This is a genomic window from Embleya sp. NPDC001921, assembly GCF_053594475.1.
Window position 1 is genome coordinate 101,652 of sequence record NZ_JBSFEO010000004.1, and the last position, 21,062, is coordinate 122,713.

General features: G+C 70.2%; 28 protein-coding genes. 2 read left to right on the forward strand and 26 right to left on the reverse strand.

The features are described from left to right. Positions 1-61: 61 nt before the first annotated feature. Positions 62-916 (forward strand): hypothetical protein, encoded by an 855-nt coding sequence (locus ACWCPW_RS05630; RefSeq protein ID WP_449760303.1) that lies wholly within the window; start codon positions 62-64, stop codon positions 914-916. On the opposite strand, the gene ACWCPW_RS05635 is transcribed toward ACWCPW_RS05630, so the two are convergent. The 17 genes from ACWCPW_RS05635 to ACWCPW_RS05715 form a co-directional block, all read right to left on the reverse strand. After that, positions 901-1,692 carry an aldo/keto reductase gene (locus ACWCPW_RS05635; protein WP_449760304.1) on the reverse strand — a complete coding sequence of 264 codons (792 nt, stop codon included), beginning with the start codon at positions 1,690-1,692 and terminating at the stop codon, positions 901-903. The two genes, ACWCPW_RS05630 and ACWCPW_RS05635, sit on opposite strands and share 16 nt — an antisense overlap. Before the next feature lie 11 nt (positions 1,693-1,703). Further along, positions 1,704-2,909 carry a JmjC domain-containing protein gene (locus tag ACWCPW_RS05640; protein ID WP_449760305.1) on the reverse strand — a complete coding sequence of 402 codons (1,206 nt, stop codon included), beginning with the start codon at positions 2,907-2,909 and terminating at the stop codon, positions 1,704-1,706. An 86-nt stretch (positions 2,910-2,995) separates the two neighbouring features. Then, positions 2,996-3,169: a hypothetical protein gene (locus tag ACWCPW_RS05645; protein ID WP_449760306.1), complete on the reverse strand. Its 174-nt coding sequence runs from the start codon at positions 3,167-3,169 to the stop codon at positions 2,996-2,998. A gap of 525 nt (positions 3,170-3,694) precedes the next feature. After that, positions 3,695-4,687, reverse strand: a complete 993-nt coding sequence (locus tag ACWCPW_RS05650) for a phosphoadenosine phosphosulfate reductase domain-containing protein (RefSeq protein WP_449760307.1) — start codon at positions 4,685-4,687, stop codon at positions 3,695-3,697. An 89-nt stretch (positions 4,688-4,776) separates the two neighbouring features. Continuing rightward, entirely contained in the window at positions 4,777-5,616 is an 840-nt protein-coding gene (locus tag ACWCPW_RS05655; protein ID WP_449760308.1) for a magnesium chelatase domain-containing protein, read from the reverse strand. A gap of 79 nt (positions 5,617-5,695) precedes the next feature. After that, positions 5,696-6,190 (reverse strand): hypothetical protein, encoded by a 495-nt coding sequence (locus ACWCPW_RS05660; protein ID WP_449760309.1) that lies wholly within the window; start codon positions 6,188-6,190, stop codon positions 5,696-5,698. Positions 6,191-6,271: 81 nt separating this feature from the next. Then, a complete protein-coding gene (locus ACWCPW_RS05665; RefSeq protein WP_449760310.1) occupies positions 6,272-6,718 on the reverse strand; it encodes a hypothetical protein in 447 nt (148 codons plus the stop codon). Between the two features lie 61 nt (positions 6,719-6,779). Next, positions 6,780-7,025 (reverse strand): hypothetical protein, encoded by a 246-nt coding sequence (locus ACWCPW_RS05670; protein ID WP_449760311.1) that lies wholly within the window; start codon positions 7,023-7,025, stop codon positions 6,780-6,782. A 122-nt stretch (positions 7,026-7,147) separates the two neighbouring features. Further along, on the reverse strand, positions 7,148-7,975 hold the full coding sequence (locus tag ACWCPW_RS05675; RefSeq protein WP_449760312.1) for a methyltransferase: 828 nt from the start codon (positions 7,973-7,975) through the stop codon (positions 7,148-7,150). Between the two features lie 79 nt (positions 7,976-8,054). Further along, positions 8,055-9,302, reverse strand: coding sequence for a ParB/RepB/Spo0J family partition protein (locus tag ACWCPW_RS05680; protein ID WP_449760313.1), 1,248 nt, complete (start codon positions 9,300-9,302; stop codon positions 8,055-8,057). A 169-nt stretch (positions 9,303-9,471) separates the two neighbouring features. Continuing rightward, complete coding sequence (locus tag ACWCPW_RS05685; RefSeq protein WP_449760314.1) at positions 9,472-9,834, reverse strand: hypothetical protein; 363 nt, start codon at positions 9,832-9,834, stop codon at positions 9,472-9,474. Positions 9,835-9,982: 148 nt separating this feature from the next. Then, on the reverse strand, positions 9,983-10,519 hold the full coding sequence (locus ACWCPW_RS05690) for a hypothetical protein (protein WP_449760315.1): 537 nt from the start codon (positions 10,517-10,519) through the stop codon (positions 9,983-9,985). A 109-nt stretch (positions 10,520-10,628) separates the two neighbouring features. After that, positions 10,629-11,633, reverse strand: a complete 1,005-nt coding sequence (locus ACWCPW_RS05695; RefSeq protein WP_449760316.1) for a DUF3560 domain-containing protein — start codon at positions 11,631-11,633, stop codon at positions 10,629-10,631. An 81-nt stretch (positions 11,634-11,714) separates the two neighbouring features. Continuing rightward, complete coding sequence (locus ACWCPW_RS05700; RefSeq protein ID WP_449760317.1) at positions 11,715-12,395, reverse strand: hypothetical protein; 681 nt, start codon at positions 12,393-12,395, stop codon at positions 11,715-11,717. Positions 12,396-12,483: 88 nt separating this feature from the next. Next, positions 12,484-12,837, reverse strand: coding sequence for a hypothetical protein (locus ACWCPW_RS05705; protein ID WP_449760318.1), 354 nt, complete (start codon positions 12,835-12,837; stop codon positions 12,484-12,486). A gap of 102 nt (positions 12,838-12,939) precedes the next feature. Then, entirely contained in the window at positions 12,940-13,230 is a 291-nt protein-coding gene (locus ACWCPW_RS05710; protein WP_449760319.1) for a hypothetical protein, read from the reverse strand. Between the two features lie 85 nt (positions 13,231-13,315). Next, on the reverse strand, positions 13,316-14,422 hold the full coding sequence (locus tag ACWCPW_RS05715; RefSeq protein WP_449760320.1) for a hypothetical protein: 1,107 nt from the start codon (positions 14,420-14,422) through the stop codon (positions 13,316-13,318). 216 nt (positions 14,423-14,638) lie between these two features. On the opposite strand from ACWCPW_RS05715, the gene ACWCPW_RS05720 reads away from it, so the two are divergent. Further along, complete coding sequence (locus ACWCPW_RS05720; RefSeq protein ID WP_449760321.1) at positions 14,639-14,950, forward strand: sigma-70 family RNA polymerase sigma factor; 312 nt, start codon at positions 14,639-14,641, stop codon at positions 14,948-14,950. A 37-nt stretch (positions 14,951-14,987) separates the two neighbouring features. Here the strand turns inward: ACWCPW_RS05720 and ACWCPW_RS05725 are convergent, their stop codons facing one another. The 9 genes from ACWCPW_RS05725 to ACWCPW_RS05765 form a co-directional block, all read right to left on the reverse strand. Further along, on the reverse strand, positions 14,988-15,419 hold the full coding sequence (locus tag ACWCPW_RS05725) for a DUF3307 domain-containing protein (RefSeq protein ID WP_449760322.1): 432 nt from the start codon (positions 15,417-15,419) through the stop codon (positions 14,988-14,990). Between the two features lie 117 nt (positions 15,420-15,536). Next, complete coding sequence (locus ACWCPW_RS05730) at positions 15,537-16,796, reverse strand: hypothetical protein (protein WP_449760323.1); 1,260 nt, start codon at positions 16,794-16,796, stop codon at positions 15,537-15,539. Between the two features lie 175 nt (positions 16,797-16,971). Continuing rightward, a complete protein-coding gene (locus tag ACWCPW_RS05735) occupies positions 16,972-17,598 on the reverse strand; it encodes a hypothetical protein (protein WP_449760324.1) in 627 nt (208 codons plus the stop codon). A gap of 72 nt (positions 17,599-17,670) precedes the next feature. After that, positions 17,671-17,925, reverse strand: a complete 255-nt coding sequence (locus ACWCPW_RS05740; protein ID WP_449760325.1) for a hypothetical protein — start codon at positions 17,923-17,925, stop codon at positions 17,671-17,673. Between the two features lie 97 nt (positions 17,926-18,022). Further along, positions 18,023-18,790, reverse strand: coding sequence for a DUF6884 domain-containing protein (locus ACWCPW_RS05745; protein WP_449760326.1), 768 nt, complete (start codon positions 18,788-18,790; stop codon positions 18,023-18,025). A 186-nt stretch (positions 18,791-18,976) separates the two neighbouring features. After that, positions 18,977-19,207: a hypothetical protein gene (locus tag ACWCPW_RS05750; RefSeq protein ID WP_449760327.1), complete on the reverse strand. Its 231-nt coding sequence runs from the start codon at positions 19,205-19,207 to the stop codon at positions 18,977-18,979. Positions 19,208-19,245: 38 nt separating this feature from the next. After that, positions 19,246-19,935 (reverse strand): hypothetical protein, encoded by a 690-nt coding sequence (locus ACWCPW_RS05755; protein WP_449760328.1) that lies wholly within the window; start codon positions 19,933-19,935, stop codon positions 19,246-19,248. Positions 19,936-19,978: 43 nt separating this feature from the next. Further along, positions 19,979-20,338, reverse strand: a complete 360-nt coding sequence (locus ACWCPW_RS05760) for a hypothetical protein (RefSeq protein WP_449760329.1) — start codon at positions 20,336-20,338, stop codon at positions 19,979-19,981. A 216-nt stretch (positions 20,339-20,554) separates the two neighbouring features. Further along, complete coding sequence (locus ACWCPW_RS05765) at positions 20,555-21,061, reverse strand: hypothetical protein (RefSeq protein ID WP_449760330.1); 507 nt, start codon at positions 21,059-21,061, stop codon at positions 20,555-20,557. Between the last annotated feature and the right edge of the window lies 1 nt (position 21,062).

Here is a 21,062-nt window from a genome sequence, read left to right on the forward strand (position 1 = left end):
TGGGCCTTTCCCGACCTTCGCCGTGTTTTGGACATGCCGAGGCCCCCGCTAGGTTCGGGGCATGCCATCTCGGATTGTCGTCGACCTGCGCGTGGAGCCGGTCGAGCAAGCGTTGGACCTCGTCGAGCACGGTCTGCGGGTGCGGCTGGATCGGGAGTCGGTGGTCCGTAAGCGCCGGTCGGTGGGGGCGCGTACGGATCGGGGGACGTGGGTGCGGATCGAGCGCCGCAGCCTTGACCGAATCGGCGGGCAGGGCTGGAACGGCGTCGAGAGCGCGGCCGTCCTGTCGGGAATCGCGAAACCTGAGTGGTTCGCGGGCATGTCGTGGCGCGAGACCGACGGCGATGCGATGTGGCGCGTCGACGAAACCGAGTTGGTCACTGCGGCGCCCGTGAAACCCGGCGGCAGACTGACCGTCGATCCGAAGCTGCCGGACACGTGGTGGGCGACGCTGAACACCTCTCTGGATGCCTTGGCCGCCCAGGAGACCACGCGGGTGGCGACTCCGGACACGGTGACCATCACCCGGGACGGCGTGACGAACGCGATCCGCGAGACGTTCGGCGACCGCGTCGACACGACCCTGGACGAGTGGGTTCCGGCGCACGCGGATCTGAACTGGGCGAACGTGACCGGCCCCCCGGACTGCTGGATCCTCGATTGGGAGGACTGGGGACTCGCGCCGCGCGGGTTCGACGCGGCCACCCTGTGGGGCAACTCCCTTGCCCTCCCCGATCTGGCCGATCGCGTACGCCGGGAGCGGCACGCGGACATGGCGACTCGGTCGGGGCGGCTGATGGCGCTGTTCTTCTGCTCGAAGGTCGTGGGCCGTTACGCCGATCCTGCGGATCCGCTGCTGGAGCCGGCCCGGCGGGAGAGCACCAGGTTGATCGAGGATCTTCAGACGGCCCGTTGACGGGCGGCGCGTTCGTCCAGGAGAGCCCGGTACCGGTCGATCTTGTCCGTGTCCACGTCTACGTCCAGGTCGAGGGCTTCGGTCAGCTCTTGGAGATGGCTGGGGTCGTCGGAGCCCACGGCCACCGCGTGAACCGACGGCAGGTGGTAAGCGACCCGCAGGGCGGCTTGCACGCGGGATGCCTTCTCGGGGTGGGTGAGGAAGACGCGGGCGTCGACGCTGCTCCACACGGGGTCGGTGATGCTGCCCCCAAAGGGGCTCATACCTCGGACGGTCTCGGGGGTCAGGTTCCAGTGGTCGGCGAGGGTGTCGGTGGCGTTCAAGACGTCGACGCCAGCGAGGAGCCCCGCGCGGACCATGAGCACGCGCGGTGTCGGCATGTCGGGTGCCGCCATCGTGGGCAGGGTGCGCGGATCCCACGAGGCGATGCCCCAGGTGCGGCACAGGCCGGCCGTGCAGGCTTCGTCCAGGGCGGCGCAGGCCGCGGTGAAGGTGCGGCGCGCCTGCGGGGGATCGACGCTGGCGAGGGAGCGTTCGGGGTTGTGCAGGAACACCGTGTCCGGCGTCCCGATGTCCCGACAGGTCTGCTCGATGGCACGGCGCAGCCGGGTGGGGTCGAGGGAGTGTTCAGCGCGTCCGGTCGTCGGGAAGAAGCCGACCTTGGTGGAGATCGCGAATCGAGGCAGCAAGTCTCCTGCCGTCTGGGCGAGTCGGGCGTGGGAGGCGAAGTCCGCGTAGTTGAACGCGGTGTCGATCGCGTGGATACCGAGATCCAACGCGGTTTGGATCAGGCGGCGTTGGTGACGAGATCGGTGTAGCCCGAGGACAACTCGGGTGTGAGGATCGCGCACAGTCCCTCCCGGGTGAGGACCTCCGCCAAACCCCGTGTGAGGCCGTCCACGGGGGTGTCGCCGTTCAGATGCACGGGGTGGCCGCTCAGGAGCAGGCGCGCCGCCGGCAGTGCCTCGGCGGTGAGAGCGAGCCTTTTCCCGGCAGCGGTGATCTCGATCGTGTCGTCGACCTGCTCGACGCGGGGCGGGAAGTCGCTGACGCACACCACGCCGGTCATAGGTCCGAAGATGTTCAGGAACGGCACGTGCCGGGAGCCCACGGCCTCCTGGTCCCGCTGGGCCAGGAAGTCTTGGGGGCCGCGCGCGTCGACCAGACGCGCGGCGGCGTCGAGGAGGTTCCGCTGTTGCAGGGCCCGGTCGGCGGGCGGGCCCCAGCGGTCCAGGTCGTGGCGGAAGATCTCGTCCTCACGGGACCAGTCCGCCAACCAGTTCAGCCAGCTCACACCGGTGCGCTTGGCGAACCCGAAAGTCATGTGCATGCTCTGCCCGTCACCGTGGCCGGAGCGGGTGGCGCGATGCCAATAGCCGCGGGGGATGTGCATCACGTCCCCGGCGTGCATCGTTCCCGACCACACGCCCTCTTGGGAGGGTTCGGGGTTGCGTTCGGCGTCGCGGAACATCGGCGCCACCCGGGACGCGCCGCGCACCTCCCACTCCTTCGCCCCGGCCAACTGCACCACCAGGACCTCGTGGTCGTCCCAGTGCAGGTCGAACCCGGAGGCGTCGTTGGTGGTTACGTACACGTTGACCTGGACGCGTTCGCGCGCCCACCACTGCATCGCCCGACAGGCGACTTCCAGCGTGGGATCGAAGACGTTCGCCCCGTCCAAGACCAGCGTCGCCCCGCCAGCGAGGAGGTCGCCGAGGCGGCGCATGTTGACCATGCTGATGCTCTGACCGCGCCGGTTCACGTCCTGCGAGAAGTACGCCTTCGGGTGCAGTTCCTCGCCCTCGCGGAAGCAGCGGAACTGTGGGTTGGTCAGGCTGCGCCGCATCACCAGGTCCAGCAGCCTGTTCGGCGTCAACAGCCGCTCCAGCAGCGACGCGTCGTCGATGCTGCCACGGACGAACGCACCGCCGAGCTGTGCCGGACCGCTCCATCCCAGGGCCTTTTCCACGGCGGTGACCAGCCGGTGTTCCACGACTCCTCCTCGGGCAGGACGCGTCAAAGGCGAGGAAGGCCGCGCGGTGCATCACCGCGCGGCCCGAGACTGCGGCAAGGGCCCCGCTATTCGGGGTGGTTGAGGCCGTCGCCGTCCGGCTGTGTGTCGCCGGTTGCGTCCGGCGGAGGATCGGATCGGTCGCTGTCGTTCCGGTCGTGCACGCTCGCCAAGACCTCGACCGTGACGAGCAGGTCGTCCGGGCCGGTGCCATTGGCGGCCACGAAACGGGGATCACTCATGCGGGTCACTCCCTCCGAAGGTGGGTGGGCAGTTCCAGACCGCTGTGACTGACTGTCAGAACCCGAGTACCGTCGGCGAGTTCGGACCCGGTCCATCTTGCGCCTCGGCTACCCGGCCCACAAGACCGCGATCAGCCAACCTTTGCCTACGGTCTGATGGAGCGCCGGCCACGACTTGAACGTGGTCCTTCTCCCTGGAGCGGGAGACGTGCGGCTGTTACACCTCCGGCGCAAGACGGCTGGCTGTCACCTTCAAGCAACCAGCCGACGCCCGGAGCCTACCTCACGCTGTGTGCCCGTCCGTCGCACTGTGTGGTCGAGGCGCGGGCTCCTGAACGGGCTCCCCGTCCGGTCGGAGAGCGCGGATCCGTGGGCGTGAACAGCCTTGGCTGGGGCTGAGACCGCCTCGTCGGTGTCCGGTGTGGGGGTGGTGGGTGTCGCCCGAGCTGCCCTTAGGAGGGCTTGGACACGAATATGCCCCCTGGGTCCGGACCAGGGGGCATGCGCGACCGTCGCGGCCGGGGGTCACCCTTGCCAACAGGTGACCGGAGTGGACTGGAGCGGCGTCCTCGCAGCCTCGGCGATGATCTCCGCCATCGTGAGGTCGTTGCGGAAGCGGTGACCGATCTTCGCTTCGACCCGCGCGTAGCGGGCGGCCAACTCGGGCTGGAGCTGCGCGGCCCGGACCAGCGCTGGCCGGGAGGCCAGGACGCAGAACACGCAGCTCAGGCGCGGCATCCCGGCCGCGTACGCCGGGTGTGAGCGGGCGCCGGACGCCCAGACGGCCGACCACACATCGGCGGTCGACCACGAGTGAATCGGGAGCCAGGTCGCGACGTCCCGCAGGGTGTTCGAGGCCCCGTTGCCGACCTTCGCGTTCTTCGGGACCGGCATCTTGTTCCGCTTGGCCTCGTCGCTGATCGCGCGCCGCCGCAGACAGTCCGGGCATGGGCAGGTCCGGGCACCGTCGTGGGCGAACGGGACGAGGCGCCGGCGGGCCGGGGACTCGTCCGCCCTCAAGCCCATCACGTTCAGGATCCGCACCCGGCCGCGGTGGCCGGCGGCCCGCAACTCGCGGACGAGGCGCGTCATCAGCGTCCGGACCGGGCCTCTTTTATAGTCGCTCGTGCACCATCTGTTCGATGCGTCCGGAAACATCCCGCGTTCTTCGATGCGGTCGATCAGGCCCGACCCGTTCCGGGACACCACCTCGAACCGCCAGCCGAAGAACGCCGCGTGCTCGGCGGCCAGCATTTTGGTTCCGGGCCATTCGGCGTCGCCGAGGTCGGCGTGCACGCACACGACCCGATCCATCACGCCGGCCGCGCGGGCCTGGCGGGCCAGCTCGTACATCATCGCCAACGAGTCCTTGCCACCCGAGATGTTCGCGATGATCCAGTCCCACTCCGTGAGGTCGGGTCCCACAGGCTCGAAGCCGGGCAAGGCGAGTTCGAGCTGTCCACCTGCCGGGCCGGCGCCGTCCGTGTCGGACTGGACGCGGTCGGTGATGTCGATCATGGTGGGGTGGTCCTCCCGATTGGGTGCGGGTGGGCGGTGGAGGGGAAGCGCCGGGCGGGTCTGTGTGGGGCCCGCCCGGCGCGGTCCGGTCACAGGCCGGAGAGCGTCCCGGTGCGGAGACGGTTCAGGACCGACAGGGCTTCGTCGAGGTCACGGACGCCGATCGCGTGGATCCCCGTGGTGTTGAACCCGGTCGCGTCCCACGGGACGAGGATCGCTTGGGCGCCGGCTGCGGGCAGTGAGCGCAGCAGGTTGGTGAACTCGCGCGGGTTGCGCCAGCCGCCGGGCAGGCGCACCTTGCCGTCCAGGCCCAGCTCGCCGAACAGCGCGGTCCAGGTGAGACACCCGGGGTCCAGCAGGCCGCCGGCTGCCATCGCGGTGCAGGCGATCGCGAGGTCGAGATCGGAGGCCACGTGCTGGTCGACGCGGGGCAGGTTCGCGGTCACGGTGACGGTCAGCCGCGAATCCGGCCAGACCCGCCCCGAGTTGACGACGGCCGCGCGGACGCGGTCGCGGACCTCGTTCGAGGCGCGGTCCGGGAACCCGTCGAGGGTGAACGCGGCCGGCCCGGGGGTGCTGGTGGCCTCCACCAGGTAGGAGGTCGCGCGTTCGCCCGCGAGGGCGCGGGCAGTACCAGGGACGTCGGTGATCGGGCCGTAGGCCGCCAGGTTCCCGGTCGGGATGAGGTGGAAGGCGTGGCCGCGGTGCGTGCGGTGGTCGGCGAGGACCTGGTCCACCGCGTCGCGAGCGCTGACCGCGAACTTGAGTGCGGCGTCGCCCAACGCGTCGGTCACCTCCATCCCGATCTCCTCGAGGAACGCCCATCGGGCGGTGCCGGTGGGCACGGGCGCGACGTCCCAGAGGTCGTAGCCGATCTCGTCGTCGCGGCCGATGATGATCCACTCGCGCGGGGTCACGGACTCGGTCATTGGCGTCTCCTGTGTTGTGGTTCGGGTGGAGGAGAGACGCCGGGCGGCCTCGTGTGTGGTGCCGCCCGGCGCTGCTTGGTCACGGGTGCGGGTGGGCGCCGGTCACCGGCCGGAAGAACGTGACGAGGGCGTCGAGGTGGGCGCGTTGCTCGCGGGTCAGGACCTCGTGGACGTCGTCGCCCAGCTCCAACATGTGGTGGAGCACTGCGGTCAGCGTCGTGTGCAGGGCGCGCGGGTCGGCGACGCTCAAGGGGCCGTCGAGCACCTTCGCCGGCTCGGGTACCTGGACCGTCATGAGCGAGCGGGTGCGGACGACGTGGATACCGTGCGCGATCGTGCAGGGCGTCGAGCGCTTCTCGTCGACGTATCGGATCGCGATCCAGCACACGCTCGTCCAGTCGAGCCGGGCGCGGATCTCGGCGGTCGTCGGGGAGTCCTCGCCGAAGGTGTGCTCCGGCTTGTCGCCGTTCTTCCAGACGTCGAGGACCTCGCGCCAGACGCCGTCGATCAGGACGGTGTCGTCGTTGTAGAGGTCGACCGCTCGGACTTGTGTGGTGGTCCAGGTGGTGCGCATGGGCTGCTCCTGCGGTGGTGGGGGGAAGGTCGGGCGGGCCCCGGGGCGGACGGTGAGCCGGCCGCCCCGGGGCGCCGGCTGCTACTCGTCGAGGTCGAACAGGGACATCTGCGGCCGGGGAGCCGGCGTCGCGGCGCCCAGCTCGGGGACGGGCTCGCCGGTCTGCTCCGCGTACCACGTGGCCGCGAAGCTCCTGTGGCACCAGTTGTCCGGGGGCTTAAGTCGGTCGAGCCGGTCGAAACAGAGGAGGACGATCGGGCGGCCCGGGTCGTTGGCGCGCGCGATGGCGGCCAGTTCGGCCGCGATGGCGTCGATGCCTCGCTCGTTGAGGAGGCGCCGGTAGCCCCACTCGTACGCGTCTCGCGCGTTGACCTTCAGCAGGTCCCGGGTGGGGGTGATGAGCGTCGCGTGGCCGCCGAGCTGGTAGGAGAGGGGGAAGCGTGGGTGACCGACCGTGGTCCGGACCGGGGTGCCCATGTGTGGGGCGAACTCCTGGTACGTGCAGGTCGCGAGTCTTGGAATGCCCATCCTGGGGTCCTCTCGGGTTGGGTGACCCGGCCGGGCCGTGTGGCCCGGCCGGGGGTGGAAGTTAGCCGAGGCAAATGCACTGGTCCCGGGTGAAGGGCTCGGTGCCGTAGACCCGGTTGGCGCGTCGGAGGATTGCGCTGAACGCCTGGCAGTGATCGACGTTTTCCAGTTCGCGGCCCTGGGCTGCCTGGGCTGCGAGCTGGGCCCGCATCCACGGGACGAGGAGGGCCATTTCCTCGGCGGAGATCTCGAACGGCTCGTTTGAGGTGGTGTTGGGGGTGGTGTTGGGGGTGTCCTGGGTGCTCACGGTGGGGGCCTTTCTGGGTGGGGGAGATTGTCTTAGTGGGTAGGCACTATGACTAACGCGTAGAGGTCCGTGAGGTACCGGGGTGACCCCGGGTATTTCGAGGAAAGTTGCAGGTCAGAGCCCTATACGGCGGCGAACAGGTCGAGCTGACGCGGCTGCCGCCTCAGCCAGTCGTGCGTACGGAGCGGGCCGCCGGCGTACCCGGGCAGGAACACGAGACACGTCCGGGTCGACTGCCCGCACATCGCGAACGAGTCCTCCGGCAACTCCTCGATCTCCCCGCCCACTTCCTCGACCATCGCGCGGAACTCGACGCTGGCCCGGTCGCTCCACCACGTCAGTCCCTGGGACATGACCGAGACCAGGATCCCGTCGTCGTGCATGAAGCCGATCGCGTGCCTGATGTGGTCGAGGCCCCTGGAGAACGGGGGGTTCATGACGACCCGGTCGAATCCCTCCGGGTAGTCCAGCGGATCCAAGTCCAGGAAGTCACCGGCGATCACGCGCCGCGAGTCGCCCTGCTCGCGCAACACCTCGACCCGTCGCGCGTCGAGTTCGACACTGTCGACCACGCCGCCGCGCCGCGCGATCTCCATCGTCATCGCTCCCGTCCCGGCCGACGGTTCCAGCACCGTCGACCCGGCGTAGATGCCGGCCAGGTCGCAGATCTGCATGACCAGGCTCGGCGGGGTGGGGTACCAACCCTGCTCGAACCTCGTCGGGTACTCGCCGGTCGCGATGCAGTGCCGCATGAACTCCTCGATCCGGTAGGGGAAGACGTGGCCTCGGACCGCCTTGCGGCCGTCCCACCGGCCGCCCATCTCCTTGAGGAGCACGTTCACCTGCTCGTACACGATCCGGTCGAGTTCGAACGGGATCCGGATGAGGTCGTGTCGGATCTCGGTGCGGGGGTCGGTGAGGACGTTCAGGACATCGCTGGGGAACCGCATGGGGGGGCCTTTCGGGAGGGGTGGGGGTGGTGGGTGGGCGCGCCGGAGGTGGCCGGCGCGCCCGGTGAGGGGGTGGGGTTCAGGCCGAGGTCGCGTCCTCGTTGAGGACCAGGGCGCCGCTCGCGCGGACCGACGCGATGGCCTGCGCGTCGCGCAGGTTCTTGATCGCCTTCACCGCCACGTCCCTCAGGTGCTCGATCCGAAGGCCGTACGCGGGGACTCCGCCGGCAGCGCCGGCCAGGAGCAGCGCCAGTTCCTCCGGGTCCGCGGTGGCCAGCTCGGCGAGGATCGCGCCGGCGCCGCCGAGCCGGTCGAATTTGCCGGTGAGGCGTTGGCGGTCGGCGACGATCCGTTCGCGCTGCTCCGACGGGAGGTCGGTCGCGCCGGGGAACAAGCCCTCGTCGGTGGTCTTGCGCGCGTTCTCTGTCTCCTCGGAGAGCATGAACATCGCGCCCTGCGTGGACAGTCGCTTCTCCTCGGCCCGGACGGCCTGGACGAACGCCTCGGCTTCCCGGGGGCTCTTGAACTCGCCGCGCACCCACTTGGTGAGGAACCTGCGTTGGTTGTCGCAGTGGAGCTTGGAGACGTACCAGGACAGGCCCACCGGGAGGTGTCCCTTGCCGAGTGCTTCCTGTGCCTGGTCGCAGAGGTCGAGGAGGTCGATGCGCCAGCCCACGTAGGCGGGGCTCTTGCCGACCATTTCGGCGACTTCCTCGACGCTGTAGTCGGCGTCGGCCAGCCGCTTGAACGCCTTGCCTTCCTCCATGGGCGTCATGTCCGTGCGCCCGCAGTTCTCGGCGACCGCCTGGGCCAGGGTCTCGCGGGGGTCCATGTCGCCGATGAGGACGAGGGCCTTGAGTTCCGTGAGGCCGGCGATCTTGGCCGCGCGCCACCGGCGTTCGCCCATGACGAGCATGTATCGCGCGGCCCGGTCACCGAACGGGACGTACCGGCGGACGGTGACCGGCTGGAGCTGACCGAGCTTGCGCATGGAGCCGGCGAGTTCTTCGAGCTTCGCCGGGTCGAACACCTCGCGCGGCTGGTTCGGATCGCGGTCGATCGAGTCCAGCGGGATCGACTTCTGGACCGTGCGCACCTGGTCGGCGGTCGTCTTGGCCTTCTCGGCCGCGACCTCGCGGCGCTTGCTGACCTTCGTCGGCTCGATGGCCGCGGTGCCCGCGGTGGCCGCCGTCTTGCGCGGGCGGGTGGTCTTGGGGGCGGTCGCCTTCTTGGCCGGCTTGTCCGCCGTGGCGGTCGCCTTGCGCGGGCGGGTGGTCTTGGGGGCGGCCGTCTTCTTGGCGGGTTCGACGGTGGGTTCGGCGCTCATCGCGGGCCTCTCTGGGGAGGGAAGGTTTTGGGTGTAGTGGGTAGACACTATGACTAACGCCGGGTACCCCCTGGGGTACCGGGTGGATCGAGGGGAATCGCGGAAAGTTCGCAGGTCGGAGCGCTGCCGGTACCGGCGGGCGCCCGCTCTCACGGGCGCCCGCCGGGGGTCACGAGCCGATCGCCGCGACCGCGACCGCTCCCAGTGCGCGCGGCTCGAACCGGCCCGACATCGCCTGGATGAGGTTCCGCATCTCCCCTTCCGCCAGGAGCCGGCTCTCGCCGTCGAGGTACGCGCCGTTCAGCGCGCCCACGAGGGTGGTCGCGAGGTCTTCGAGGTTGGTCACCTGCTCGCCGTGTCCCGGCAACAGGCCGTCGAGCGCGTCGCCGCAGCACAGGCAGCCGAAGGTCTGGAGGGTGAACGCGTCGCCCGTGACCTGGTCGACGTACACGAAGACGTACGCCTCGCGGTCGCAACGGTCGTCGGAGAGGTCGAGGTGGCCGACCGTGACGTAGCCGGGGAATCCGATCATGGCGCGCTCCTTGGGTGAAGGTGGTGTTTGTTGCTCTTTGAACTACTTTCAGTCTAGTGGGTAGGCACTATGTGACCCAGTTGATCGTTCACTCCATAGAGTGAATATCGCCGTTGAATTTGACGCCTGCCGCCCGCGTTTCAGCAGGTCAGAGCCCTGTGGTCGAGTCCGACCGCCGGGCCATGGCCTCGGCGCTCAGTCGACCGGTGACCTCGCCGTACCGCACCCGCACGTCCGCCGGGCGCCCGTCGCTCATCCGCGCCGCCGGCCGCACGTCCAGCCGGCCGCGCACGGCCAGGGTCGTCGGGTTGGCCCGCAGGACCTCGAACCAACGCCCGTCGATCCGCGCGAAGTCGCCCCGCGTGAAGTCGGCCCGCGCCCACAGCCTCAGGCCGGCGGCCAGGGCCTCGGCCAGGTCCGCGCGCAGCCGGCTCAACTTCGCCTCCGACTCTCCCCGCTGCCGGAGCAGCCGCGCCTTCACCCAGGGGTCGGTGATGTCCTTCCGCCAGCCTCCCGCGAGTTCGCCCCGCAGCCAGGCCGCGGTGAGGTCGAGCTGCGCCTGCTCCTGCTCGATCAACCGCAGCGTGACGCCCGGCTCGGCCGGCCTGAGTGCCGCTGTGGTGCCCGCGTTTGCCCGTCGGGGGGTGACGGGTGCGGGGTCGATGGGGGCGTTCTTGACGGTCATGGTGGGGCCTTTCGCCTGCGGGTGGGTGGTGTGTCGCGGTGGGGAAGAGCCGATCCCCTAGTGGGTAGCCACTAGGGGATCGGCGTGGGTCGGCGGTCTCGCCTCGGTCCTACTCGGTGACAGCGGCCCTCGCGGCTTCCAGCTTCCGCCGCATCTCCTCGCCGCTCATCCGCGCGGCCACCTCGTCGTACGGAGCCGTCCTGGTCATGCCCGGATACAGGCTGGTCTCGCGGCTGACGACCGGCTGAATGTCCGGCCCGCCGGGGACGGTCAGCGTCTTTCGGTTGCTGCGCAGGACCTCGTACCAGCGGCCCCGGATCCGGGCGAAGTCGCCCTTCTTGAAGTCCGGTTGTCCCCACACCTTGAATCCGTCGGCCTCGGCCCGTGCGATGAGCGCGCGCCAGTAGCCCAGTTCCTCGTTCAGCTCCTCCTCGCGGCGCTTCAGCTCGGCGACGGTGTCCGGGGTCAAGGTGCGGGTGAAGCCGCCGGCCGACTCGCCGGCCTGCCACTTCTTCACCCGCCGCAGGTCGGCCTCCAGCTTGTCCATCCGCCGGAGGGTGCGCGCCGGGTTGTTGCGGTGCTTCTCGTACGCCGCAGACGCGCTTGCGCGGTCGGCGTAGTACGTCGCCGTCTTGTGCAGCTCGACGGCCGCGCCGTGCAAGTTGTGGATCCGGTCGAGGTCCCTGCGGTGGCGCCCCTCGGAGTGGTGCCCGATCTTGATCGGCTCGCCTTGGAGGACGCTGCCGATGTGCCGGGCCCGGTTCCATGCCGCGTCCGACTTGGCCTCGGTGCCGGCCGCTCGATCGGCGAACACCTCCGCGCGGACCTCCGCGCGCTCGACGCGATCGGCCTCGGCCTCGGCGAAGGTCCTGCGGGTGTCCTCGTCGATCTCGACGGTGACCTCGTGCCCGGCCGCGCGGAGCGCCTGGGCCGCGCCGTTGATCTTCCACATCTGCGCTGCCTTGTCGCGCGAGTGCCTGATGCCGAGCTGCCCGAGGGAGCGGAAGGACCAGAAGCCGTGGTGGCGAACGATGTCGAAGACGCCGTCCCCCTTCCTGGAGCCGTCGAGGAGCGTGCCGTCCGCTCGGGTGTGGGTGATCGTGACGGTGGCCATGTGCGGCCTTTCTGTATGTGGTGGGTGAGGTGTTGGGGTGAGGGGCCCTCCCTCTCGGGGAGGGAGGGCCGCTGGGGTAGGTCAGCCGGCGAGGATGGCGCGCCCGGCCTCGTTGAGGGTGACGGCCCGGCCGTCGCAGTAGCTCTTGCTGGCGTCCAGGGTTGCCCAGCCCTTGTCGATGGCCTGCTGGACCATGTCCACGCGCGGCCGGGCGAAGCCGGGCCGGGTGTCCACGATCCGCTTGCCGCTCAAGGTCTCGCGGATGACGACCTGTGCGAGCGCGATGACCTGGAGGGTGCGCGACTGGGCCGGCGTGAGCTTTGCCGGGACCTTGGCCGGCTCGGGCGCCTTCGCGGGCTCCTGAACGGCCGCCTCGATGGCGGGCTCGACGGTCTCTTCGTCGATGTCGACGTGGTCGGTGCCGGTGAGGAAGCGCCGCAGCCCGTTCTGCTCGTGGAACCGGGCCGCGTTGGTGATGAGGGAGGTCGACATCCCGAAGCCGTATTCGATAAGGGCTTCCGTGGCCTTGCGCCGCTCGACGGCGAGGGCCTCGCGGACGCCGAGGCGCTCGATGCGAAGGAGGAGGTTGTGCCAGGGCTGCGCGTCGGCCGCGGTGACGAGGACCCTGTCCATGAGGGAGTCCAGGTGGACGCCCTGCGCGTGTGCGAGCGCTTCGGTGAGCCGCTCGCGGGCCGTGGCGTTCTCCGCGAAGACGAGGTTCGCGCGAGTGGTGAGGCGCTTGACGGCCGTGGTGGTGTCCATGTTCGGCTCCCTTGGTGTGGGTGGTGTTTGTTGTGCTTTGAACTACTTTCAGTCTAGTGGGTAGGCACTATATGACCCAGCGAAACGTTCACTCCTTAGAGTGAATATCGGCCTGGAATTTGACGTCCTCGCCCGCATCTCCGCAGGTCAGGGGCTTGCTGCGGGTCACGACCACGCGCCGGGCGTGGACCCAGGCGCGGATCAGCGCCTTCCCGGCATCGGCGGCGGCCTCTTCGGTCGCCATCCCCTTGTCCAGGGCGCTCACGTAGCGGCCGGCAATGAAGCGCCTCGTGTTCTCCCCCATGAACACCTCCGTCAGGTCCGTCAGCCGGTGGTGCGGGTACTTCTGGTTGATGGCCATCGCCGTGAGCGCCGCGATCCTGCCGACCGCGTTGCCGAGGTCGCGGGTCTGCTCGGGGGTGAGGGGTGCTCGATCGCGCATGGTGTGGTCCTCCGGTCGTGGGGCCGGCCCGGCCCGGGGTGTCTCGTGACCACCTCGGGCCGAGCCGGTTAGTGGGTAGGCACTACATGGCGGGCATGGGTGTCACACGCGGCCGGCGGCCATGGCGGCGTCCACGATGAGCGCGGACTGCCCCCAGGTGGCCACGCCGGTGGCGAACTCGGAGCCGCCCCAGCCCTCGCGACCGAAGATCTCGGCCCGCACGGGCACGTCGTTGCCCTTGCGGTCCCGGCCCATGGGGCGAAGGAGCACGGTCCAGGTGTAGCCGTCCGAGGCGCTGACCGAGGCCATCCGGCCGAGGTTCGTCACCGTCCACCGCGCCTTGACGGCCGCCGCGAACACCTCTCGCAGGATCTCGCTCTGTTGTGCTTCCATCGGGTTCTCCTTGGAGGGTGGTGTTTGTTGTGCTTTGAACTACTTTCAGTCTAGTGGGTAGGCACTATATGACCCAGCGAAACGTTCACTCGTTCGAGTGAATATCGCCGTTGAGTTCGGCGGGCTCCGGACGGAATCGCCGCAGCTCATCGGCCGTCATCCGGGTGGTCAGCCGGCCGTACGGGAACCGCTTCGTCTCCGCCGACCCGCCGGCCTCCACCACGGTCACCGTCTTCGGGTTGGCCCGCAGGACCTCGTACCAACGGCCTTCGATCCGCGTGTGGTCGCCCCGCTTGAAGTCGGCCCGGCCCCACGCCGCGCCGTCCGCCCCGCCCCGGGAGAGAATCGCGGCCCAGTGCGCCAGATCCTTGACGATGCTCTCGCGCTGCTCCCAGAGCCCGGCGACGACCAAGGCGTCGTCCAGGTTCGCTTTCCATCCGTCCGCCGTCTCGCCCCTGAGCCAGGTGTCGACGAGGTCGAGACTGTCGCGCAGGAGCCCGACCTCCCAGGGCGTCACGCCCGAGGTGGCGCGCGGCTTCTCCTCGCGCGCGGTCGCCTCGGCGGGGCGGAGAGTCTCGAGTCCGAAGGGGCCGGCCAGGACTTGCCGGAGGGTCGCCTCCGGGGTGTCCGTGTCCGTCCACTCGTCCTGCCAGGTGATCTCGCCGTTGCGGTAGACGGTCCCGGACCATGCCCCGGTGGCGGTCGTCAACTGGAGGAAGTCCCCGTTGGGGAGGGCGATCTCGGTGGCGTAACAGTGGCTGCCGGTGGGGATCGCGCTGGCCGAGATGCCGACCGCTTCGAGCGCGGCGACCATCGCGTTCGCGTCCTCTTCCTCGCTCGTGTCGTCCAGGGTCGCGGCCGGGGCGAATCGCGCGGGGTCGAGGTGGCGAAGGTGATCGATGATCGGTCCGGCGAATTCGTGGTCGAGGTGCTCGGCGACGATGGCGAGGGCGCGCGTGTCGGGAACCTCCTTCAGGGCGTGGTAGACGGCCGCGTTCATGTCGCAGTACTCGGCGCCCTCGCGGACCAGCCAGCCGAAGACGTTGGTGGTCGTGCGGTGGAGTCCGTCGAGATAGCCGGCGGCCTCCGCCACGGCGGCGGCCACTTCGGGGGAGAGGGTGGGCGCGGTCGGGTTGCCGGGGTCGACGAGCCGGCCGAGGGTGCCTGCGATGTCCTGTGCGCTTCGGGCCACGGTTGTCCGTTTCTTGGTTGTGGTGGTTTGGGCCACTTTCAATCTAGTGGGTAGGCACTAGATGACCCAGTGAAACGTTCACTCCATAGAGTGAAGATCTGTGTTGAGTTTCGATGTGCCCGCAGACGTATCCGCAGGTCGGAGGGGGGTTCCCACCGCTCGGGTCCGTGCTGCCGGCGACCGCCCGCCCTAGTGGGTACCCCCTATGCTTGAGGCATGGCACCCACTCCCACCGAACTGCCGCCCACGGAGCTTCCCGAGCCGTTCGCGGCCCTCCTGAACCTCGTCGAGCAGCGCGACGGAGTCCGGCGCGCCCGCTTCCTCACCGATGCGCTCAAAGCAGTTCCGCAGCTCCAGCAGTGGCTGCGCGAACAGCGCCAGCAGACCGTCCGGGAACTCAAGCAGCAGCGGGACATGAGCAACGAGCAGATCGCCCCGTACCTGGACTGCACTCCGCAGCGCGTCGCCGACATCGCCAGCGGCCACGGCCGCAGCAGGGCACCGCGCCCGCCGCGACCGGCCCGCTGACGCCCCACCCGCCCGGGCGGGCGGGTGGGCGCCCCGTTCACACGGTCGCGATGATGAGCGCGGTCGGCAGCAGCCAAGCCACGTGCCAGCTTTGGTCGAGCAGGTACGGCGCGTTGGGATCCTTCTCCCACCAGGTGCCTTTGCCGACCGCGCGGGCCAGGCGCCGGAGCGTCGTCCTGCGGTCCGCCCAGTAGTGACTGGCCGCGTCGACGGCCAGGCCCAGGGCCAGGCCGACGCCGCCGATGGACAGGTCGAGGACCGCCCAAACCAGCGCGATGGCCGCGAGCTTCGTCGCGGTGAGCGACGCGACATGGCGCCCGCACATCCAGCGGCCCGACCAGTTCGCCGCTCCCTTGGCCATTGCTTCGGTGTGGGTCTGGATCCAGTGGTCTCCGAGTTGATGCGCGCTGAACAGCGCCGCGTACACGACGGCCGTCGTGGCGGCGGCCTCGGTTTGGTCCGGTGTCATCGTGCTCTCCTCCATGTGGTTCGTTCCGGATCGTGACGAAGGCCGCGCCCGGTAGTTGCCGGGCGCGGCCTTCGTCTGCGCTGTGCCGAGGGTGGTCGAGGGACGGCCGCGGGGAGGTCACGCGCCCACCGCGCCGAACAGGGCCATCTGCTCGGGCTCGGTCGCGTCGGCCTCGAAGCGTGGCAGTTCGAGCATGCGACAGGGGCGCAATCTGGGGACCACGGGGCGGAGTTGCGGGCATTCGGCGTCCGCGTGCAGTGCCGCGACGACCGCCGGGTCCAGGTCGTGCGCGGCGGCCTCCTCCGGGGTCGGTACCCAGCCGGCGGGGCGGGGGACGGTCCAGTTCAGTACGCGGTTCACCGCAGCCCAGGCCGCCCGCAGCGGCTTCTCGCGGTCCTCCCACGCGTGTTGCGCGGCCAACGCCCGGTTGAACTCATCGCGTTCGAGCTTCTGCCGCTGGTCCTCCTCTTGGCGCTTGCGATGGATCCACGCCGCGTACTGGCCTCCGAGCAGGACCGGGAGCCGCTGTAGCTCCTCCTTGCGGTTCTTCGTCAGCGGAGGCGGCTGCCATCGACGCCACAGCGCGAGTGCCGCCCGGCCGTCGGCCGTGACCTGGACGCGCGCGGCACCGTCCGGGTCCGGGTCGGCGACGATGATCAGGCCGGCGTTGATCAGGGGGTGGAGGCGTTCACGGGTCACGCGCCGGCCGGCCTGGCCGGGCTGGGCGCGGTGCCGCAGGACGCCGTCCGGGTCGATGGACAACTGCGCCGCAGCGGCCATCGCCATCAGCTCGGCCTGCCCGGCGGACCACGCGAGGGCGAATGCCCGCTTCTTCTGTGCTCGCTCGCGCGACCGCGTGAGCGCGTCGAGCACCCGGGCCGGTGAAGGGGCGGCGGGCGCTTCGGGCTCGACCGCCGCCGGCTCGACCGCCGCCGGCTCGACCGCCGCCGGCTCGACCGCCGCCGGCTCGACCGCCGCCGGCTCGACCGCCGCCGGCTCGACAGGCGTCGGCTCGACAGGCGTCGGCTCGGCCGGAGAAGGCGCTCCGGTCGGGGCGGGGGGCGTGTGGCGGACCCTCTTGCCGCCGTTCGCGATCTCGGTCCAGGGTCGGGGGTTGTCGCCGACGTAGGTCACGGACACGCGGAAGGGGAACGGCCCATCCTTCGACCAGCGCTCGATGTCATCGGCGTGCGTGGCGATCAGCTCGTCGACTTCTCGGGTGTAGGTCACGACGTAGGTGTAGAGGCGCTCGCCGGCGCTGTTGTACTCGCCGCGCACGCGGAAGTCTCCGCCGCGTCCCTGGGTCAGGCCGAGGTGATCCCGCAGGATGCGTGCGATCGCGACGGTCGGGGACTTGGGTGGGGGCGTGGTCGTCATGGCCGAGGGCTCCTCGTGGCTGTCCGGACAATGTCGGGACGTGCGTGTCGGGTGTCGGAACAGGTGTCGGGACACGCGTGTCGGGTGTCCCGACACCTGTCCGTGATTCCGTGTCGCTGCTGGTCAGAGCGTGTCCGGTCGTGTCGGGGCACTGTCCCGACACGACCGGACAGGCTCAGGCCGGTCGGTCCGCGAGGCGACGCGCGATGCGCAGGCACGTCCGGCAGGTGGGCCAGCCGTCCTCGTCCGTGTCGGCGATGACGCGGAGGTCGCGGGCCCGGCTGGGGGTCCAGCACAGGACCTGTCGAGCGGTCCTCCGCAGCCGGCCCGCGGTGAGGTCGTCGAGGAGGTAGACGTGGTCGGCGCCCTGCGTGAAGCCGTCGCCGTGACGGTGGCTGGTGTAGTTGTGGCGCACCACGACCCGGACGCCGTGGACGTCGCGGAGCGCGCTCTCCAGCGCTTCCCATTCCTGTGCTCGCCGCCGGTGTTCCGTCTCGGCCGCCGTCCGCCGCTCGGCTTCCAGTGCCCGGTACTGCTCCAGCGTGGCCGATGTCTGCGGGGGTGGTGGCGGTGTCGGCTCGGCCTTGGTGGCGATGTGCAGGAGGTACCGCTCGGGCCAGGTGATGGTGTGCGGGCCGGCGTAGGGGTGGCCCAGGATCTCGCCGGCCCACTCACCGTTGTGGATCGGGGTCGCCAGCACGCGGGGGTTCGTGAAGGGCCCGGCCTCGCGGCGTGCCCGCTCGCGGAGTTCGGTGACCTGCTCGGGGGTCAGGTCTGTGGCTCGGGGGAGTTCGTTGGTCACGGGACTCTCGTTTCTGTGGTGGTGACAGGGCCGCCCCGTCCGGGCGGTGGGCCCGGACGGGGCGCGGGGGGTTCAGCTCGCGTCGTAGTCCAGCGCGAGGCAGAGCCAGCGCGCGGGCCGGACCGGGGCGGAGAGGAGGCGCGAGGCGAGCGCGTTCGCCTCTTCCTCCGCGAGCCGGTCGGCGAGGCGTCCGGCGCTCTCCGAGTAGCGGGTGAGCGGGCAACGCGGGAAGCCGTACTCCCACATGTCCATGAACGCCTGCCGGGCCTCGTACTCGGCGGCGACCGCTTCGGTGACGGCCGGCCGGGTGTGCTTGCGAATGCGCATGGGACACTCCTTGGCGTAGTGGGTAGCCACTATGACTAACGGTTGGTCGGGCCTGGGGTACCGGGATGAACGGGGGAGATTCGGGAGATCTTGCGGGTCAGCGGTCGCCGTACGGCTCGGCTCGGAGGTCGAAGAAGGCGATGCCGCGACGACCGTTGGACACCGGGAGCCCTTCGTGGGACTCGCCGGCGATCACGTACGCGTCGATCGTCTCCTGATTGACCATGAACCAGGCCATGGCCTGCGCCCACGCCCTATTGGTGCTGTGGTCCTCGACCACCACCCTGAACGGCGCCTCGCCGTCGTGTCGTTCGGGGCCGGCGATCACGACCGTGAAGACGCGCGTCCGCTCGGTCCAGTCGTTGCGCAGCGTGTACAGGGGAGGCGCGGCCGGGGCGTTGACCTCCGCCGGCTGCGGGGCGGTGGGCTGGGTTGCGCGGGCGCGCAGCTCGGCGAGGCGCTGCCGCTGGTAGCCGATCCCCAGCCGGGCCAGGGGCGCGGTCGCGTGCGGCCACACCCGGCGGGCCGCGTCGACGTACGCGGCGCCCGCGAGGACGGTCACGTCGTGGGCGTGGGTCACGTCCAGGTCCCGAGCCTGGACCAACAGCCGCCTCTCGAACAGGACGCCCACGTGGCCGAGGCGTTGGTCGTAGGGCTTCAGGATCTCGTCCCCGTCCAGGGCGACGAGTCCGTACCGCGCGGAGAGGACGAGGACGGTGCCGCCGTCCGCGGTGAGCGCTTCGGCAGTTGCTCGGCACCACCGGTGATAGCTGCCGACGTACAGGTCGGCCGCGCGTGCCGGCCTGGGCAACTGGCCGTGGGAGCAGGGGATGACGACGACGGGGCCTGGATTTACTGCGCTCATGTGGAGGATCCTCCCGGATTGTGGTGGTTGGTGGTTATGGGGCGTCGCAGGCGCACAGGGTGCGCCAGCCGTCGCGGTCGATCTCGATCTCGTCCCCGCAGTCCTCGCAGATCGCGTCTCGCCACTCGGGTTGACGGGGCTTCGGGTCGGGCCTGGCCATGTGTTCGGCCCTCTCGGGTGGGTGGTCTAGGACAGGTCGGACATGCCGTGCTCGTACGCGAGTTCCTGGCCGACGTGGACGGTCCAGGGGAGGGGGGTGTCCCTGGGGACCGGGCCGGCGGGCTCGATGTCCAGCCACCAGCCGCGCCCGTCGTCGTCGAGCAGGATGTTGATGTCGTACGGGCAGAACTCGGATGCGGTGATGGTGATCCGGGTCGGGGTGATGTCGAGGGTGGGCTGATGGGGCCAGCGCTGCATGCCGGTCTCCTGGGTGTCTGGTGTGTCCGGGGTGGGGGTCACGCGAGGCTGGCGAGGACCGGGAGGGTCTTCACGAACGTGGTGGCGGCGGTCGCGCGGTGCTCGGCCGCGTCGCGTCGGGCTTCGTCGCGGTCCTCGCAGACCTTCGTGTAGCCGCACTGGCACACAGCCGTGCTGGTCCGGGAGTAGAGGTGGCCGGCGCGGCCACCGGGCTTGTTCAGGCCCGCGCTGGCGATGCCACGGTCGGCCGGTCGGTACCACCCGGCGGGTTCCGTGGTGTGGGTGCGGTGGCTCGTGGCGAACAGGGCCAAGCGCGCGGTGAGGGTGAGGCGCACCGGGCCGTCGTCCTCGGTGACGAGCTTCCGGGCGCGGAGTCGCGCGGTCGCTCCCTGGGGGATGCTCCAGAACAGGCCGCTGATGACGCGGGCTCCGTTGGCGTCCGTCGCGTAGTCGGCCGGGCTCTTGTGGATGAGGTCGAGGTCCGCGCGGGTGGCCTCGGTGAGGGCCTTTCCGACGGGCATGAAGGGGGTGAGGATGACCGCCCGGCCCTCGGTGCCGTGCGGGGTCCTGAACGTGTTCACGATCCAGGTGATGGTCACTCCGCCGTCGGGGGTGGCCTCGATCCGGTAGCCCCGCTGGACGGCTCGGCGGAGGAGGCTCTCGGCGTGCGCCTCGCTCGCGGTGCCTTCGGTGACTCCGCCGGAGTGGGTGACGATCTCGCGGAACATGGGTGTCCCTTCTTCTGGCTTCTGGGGCTGGGGGGTGGGGAGTTCAGGCGGCGGAGACGAGGCGCGCGGCTGCCGCGTGGTAGCACGCGACCGAGCGCAGGCCCGCCGGACAGTTGCACTGTCCGGTTGCCGCGGTGCGGTAGACCTCGCTGCCGTCGTCCGAGACGGTGAGGAAGATCCGGTTGCCGCGCAGGGGGATCAGTGCGCCCATCTCCAGGAGTTCCACGGCCTTCGCGACTTGGTACGGCTTGTAGTCGCCCAGCCGGTTCGCGGGCTTCTGGTGGACCTTCCGCCTGCACTTCGGGCCGTAGCCGTCGGGGGTGGGACGGCGCAGGATCCGCCGGCACTTGAGACAGCGCTGGGCCTCCGAGGTGGGGCCCGTGGTGGGGGAAGTGCAGCCCATGACGCCTGCTTTCGCCTGTTTGGTGGGTTTGTGTGTACACATTCAATATACCCAAGGGAATTTGGCCAAATCCATTTGGGAACTTTGGATCCGCAAAGGATCCGCAAAGGATCGGCGGCCGACCGACCGACCGAGCCCCGCTTCCGGGCAACAGGACGCCCCGCCCTCCCCCTGTCGAGAGAGGAGCGGGGCGTAGTCCCGCGCCGTCCGTACCGGCTATCCGGCGAGTTCCACCGGCCGCTCACAGGAGCCGTGGTCCTCGCAGTTGCACCCGCCGCAGCCGGCGCACGTCTGGCCGGCCTCGATGCCGCACGCACCGCACCCGCCGTCGGCGTCGAGCTCGGCGCCGTCGATCGCGATCATCAGCCCCAAGGCCGCCTTGACCGAGAACGGGCGCCGCGTGCAAGTGCCGTCGCACATCACGGTCTCGCCGAGCGGACCGGCCAGGTCCTCGTGGCCCTCGCACTCGTACTCGGAGGGGTCGGCCTGCTCGATCGTGAGGGTGACCGCGTGGACGATGAGCGTCGCGGTGCCCTTCAGGTCGGCCTGCCACAGGGCCGAGCTGATCGCGCTGCCCAGCTCCATGTCGTCCTTGCCCGGCTTGCCCTGGGCGCCGGCCACGCGGTACGCCGTGGTGAACAGCTCGCCCGCGCCCTTGCAGGTGAACTGCTCGGCCTGGACGGCGGGGTGCTCGATCGTGATCGTGTACATCGGCTTGAACATG

Coding starts and splice junctions, on each gene's coding strand:
- ACWCPW_RS05630 (WP_449760303.1), top strand. CDS start 62: ATGCCATCTCGGATTGTCGTCGACCTGCGCGTGGAGCCGGTCGAGCAA.
- ACWCPW_RS05645 (WP_449760306.1), bottom strand. CDS start 3,169: ATGAGTGATCCCCGTTTCGTGGCCGCCAATGGCACCGGCCCGGACGAC.
- ACWCPW_RS05650 (WP_449760307.1), bottom strand. CDS start 4,687: ATGATCGACATCACCGACCGCGTCCAGTCCGACACGGACGGCGCCGGC.
- ACWCPW_RS05655 (WP_449760308.1), bottom strand. CDS start 5,616: ATGACCGAGTCCGTGACCCCGCGCGAGTGGATCATCATCGGCCGCGAC.
- ACWCPW_RS05660 (WP_449760309.1), bottom strand. CDS start 6,190: ATGCGCACCACCTGGACCACCACACAAGTCCGAGCGGTCGACCTCTAC.
- ACWCPW_RS05665 (WP_449760310.1), bottom strand. CDS start 6,718: ATGGGCATTCCAAGACTCGCGACCTGCACGTACCAGGAGTTCGCCCCA.
- ACWCPW_RS05675 (WP_449760312.1), bottom strand. CDS start 7,975: ATGCGGTTCCCCAGCGATGTCCTGAACGTCCTCACCGACCCCCGCACC.
- ACWCPW_RS05680 (WP_449760313.1), bottom strand. CDS start 9,302: ATGAGCGCCGAACCCACCGTCGAACCCGCCAAGAAGACGGCCGCCCCC.
- ACWCPW_RS05685 (WP_449760314.1), bottom strand. CDS start 9,834: ATGATCGGATTCCCCGGCTACGTCACGGTCGGCCACCTCGACCTCTCC.
- ACWCPW_RS05690 (WP_449760315.1), bottom strand. CDS start 10,519: ATGACCGTCAAGAACGCCCCCATCGACCCCGCACCCGTCACCCCCCGA.
- ACWCPW_RS05695 (WP_449760316.1), bottom strand. CDS start 11,633: ATGGCCACCGTCACGATCACCCACACCCGAGCGGACGGCACGCTCCTC.
- ACWCPW_RS05700 (WP_449760317.1), bottom strand. CDS start 12,395: ATGGACACCACCACGGCCGTCAAGCGCCTCACCACTCGCGCGAACCTC.
- ACWCPW_RS05705 (WP_449760318.1), bottom strand. CDS start 12,837: ATGCGCGATCGAGCACCCCTCACCCCCGAGCAGACCCGCGACCTCGGC.
- ACWCPW_RS05710 (WP_449760319.1), bottom strand. CDS start 13,230: ATGGAAGCACAACAGAGCGAGATCCTGCGAGAGGTGTTCGCGGCGGCC.
- ACWCPW_RS05720 (WP_449760321.1), top strand. CDS start 14,639: ATGGCACCCACTCCCACCGAACTGCCGCCCACGGAGCTTCCCGAGCCG.
- ACWCPW_RS05725 (WP_449760322.1), bottom strand. CDS start 15,419: ATGACACCGGACCAAACCGAGGCCGCCGCCACGACGGCCGTCGTGTAC.
- ACWCPW_RS05730 (WP_449760323.1), bottom strand. CDS start 16,796: ATGACGACCACGCCCCCACCCAAGTCCCCGACCGTCGCGATCGCACGC.
- ACWCPW_RS05740 (WP_449760325.1), bottom strand. CDS start 17,925: ATGCGCATTCGCAAGCACACCCGGCCGGCCGTCACCGAAGCGGTCGCC.
- ACWCPW_RS05745 (WP_449760326.1), bottom strand. CDS start 18,790: ATGAGCGCAGTAAATCCAGGCCCCGTCGTCGTCATCCCCTGCTCCCAC.
- ACWCPW_RS05750 (WP_449760327.1), bottom strand. CDS start 19,207: ATGCAGCGCTGGCCCCATCAGCCCACCCTCGACATCACCCCGACCCGG.
- ACWCPW_RS05755 (WP_449760328.1), bottom strand. CDS start 19,935: ATGTTCCGCGAGATCGTCACCCACTCCGGCGGAGTCACCGAAGGCACC.
- ACWCPW_RS05760 (WP_449760329.1), bottom strand. CDS start 20,338: ATGGGCTGCACTTCCCCCACCACGGGCCCCACCTCGGAGGCCCAGCGC.
- ACWCPW_RS05765 (WP_449760330.1), bottom strand. CDS start 21,061: ATGTTCAAGCCGATGTACACGATCACGATCGAGCACCCCGCCGTCCAG.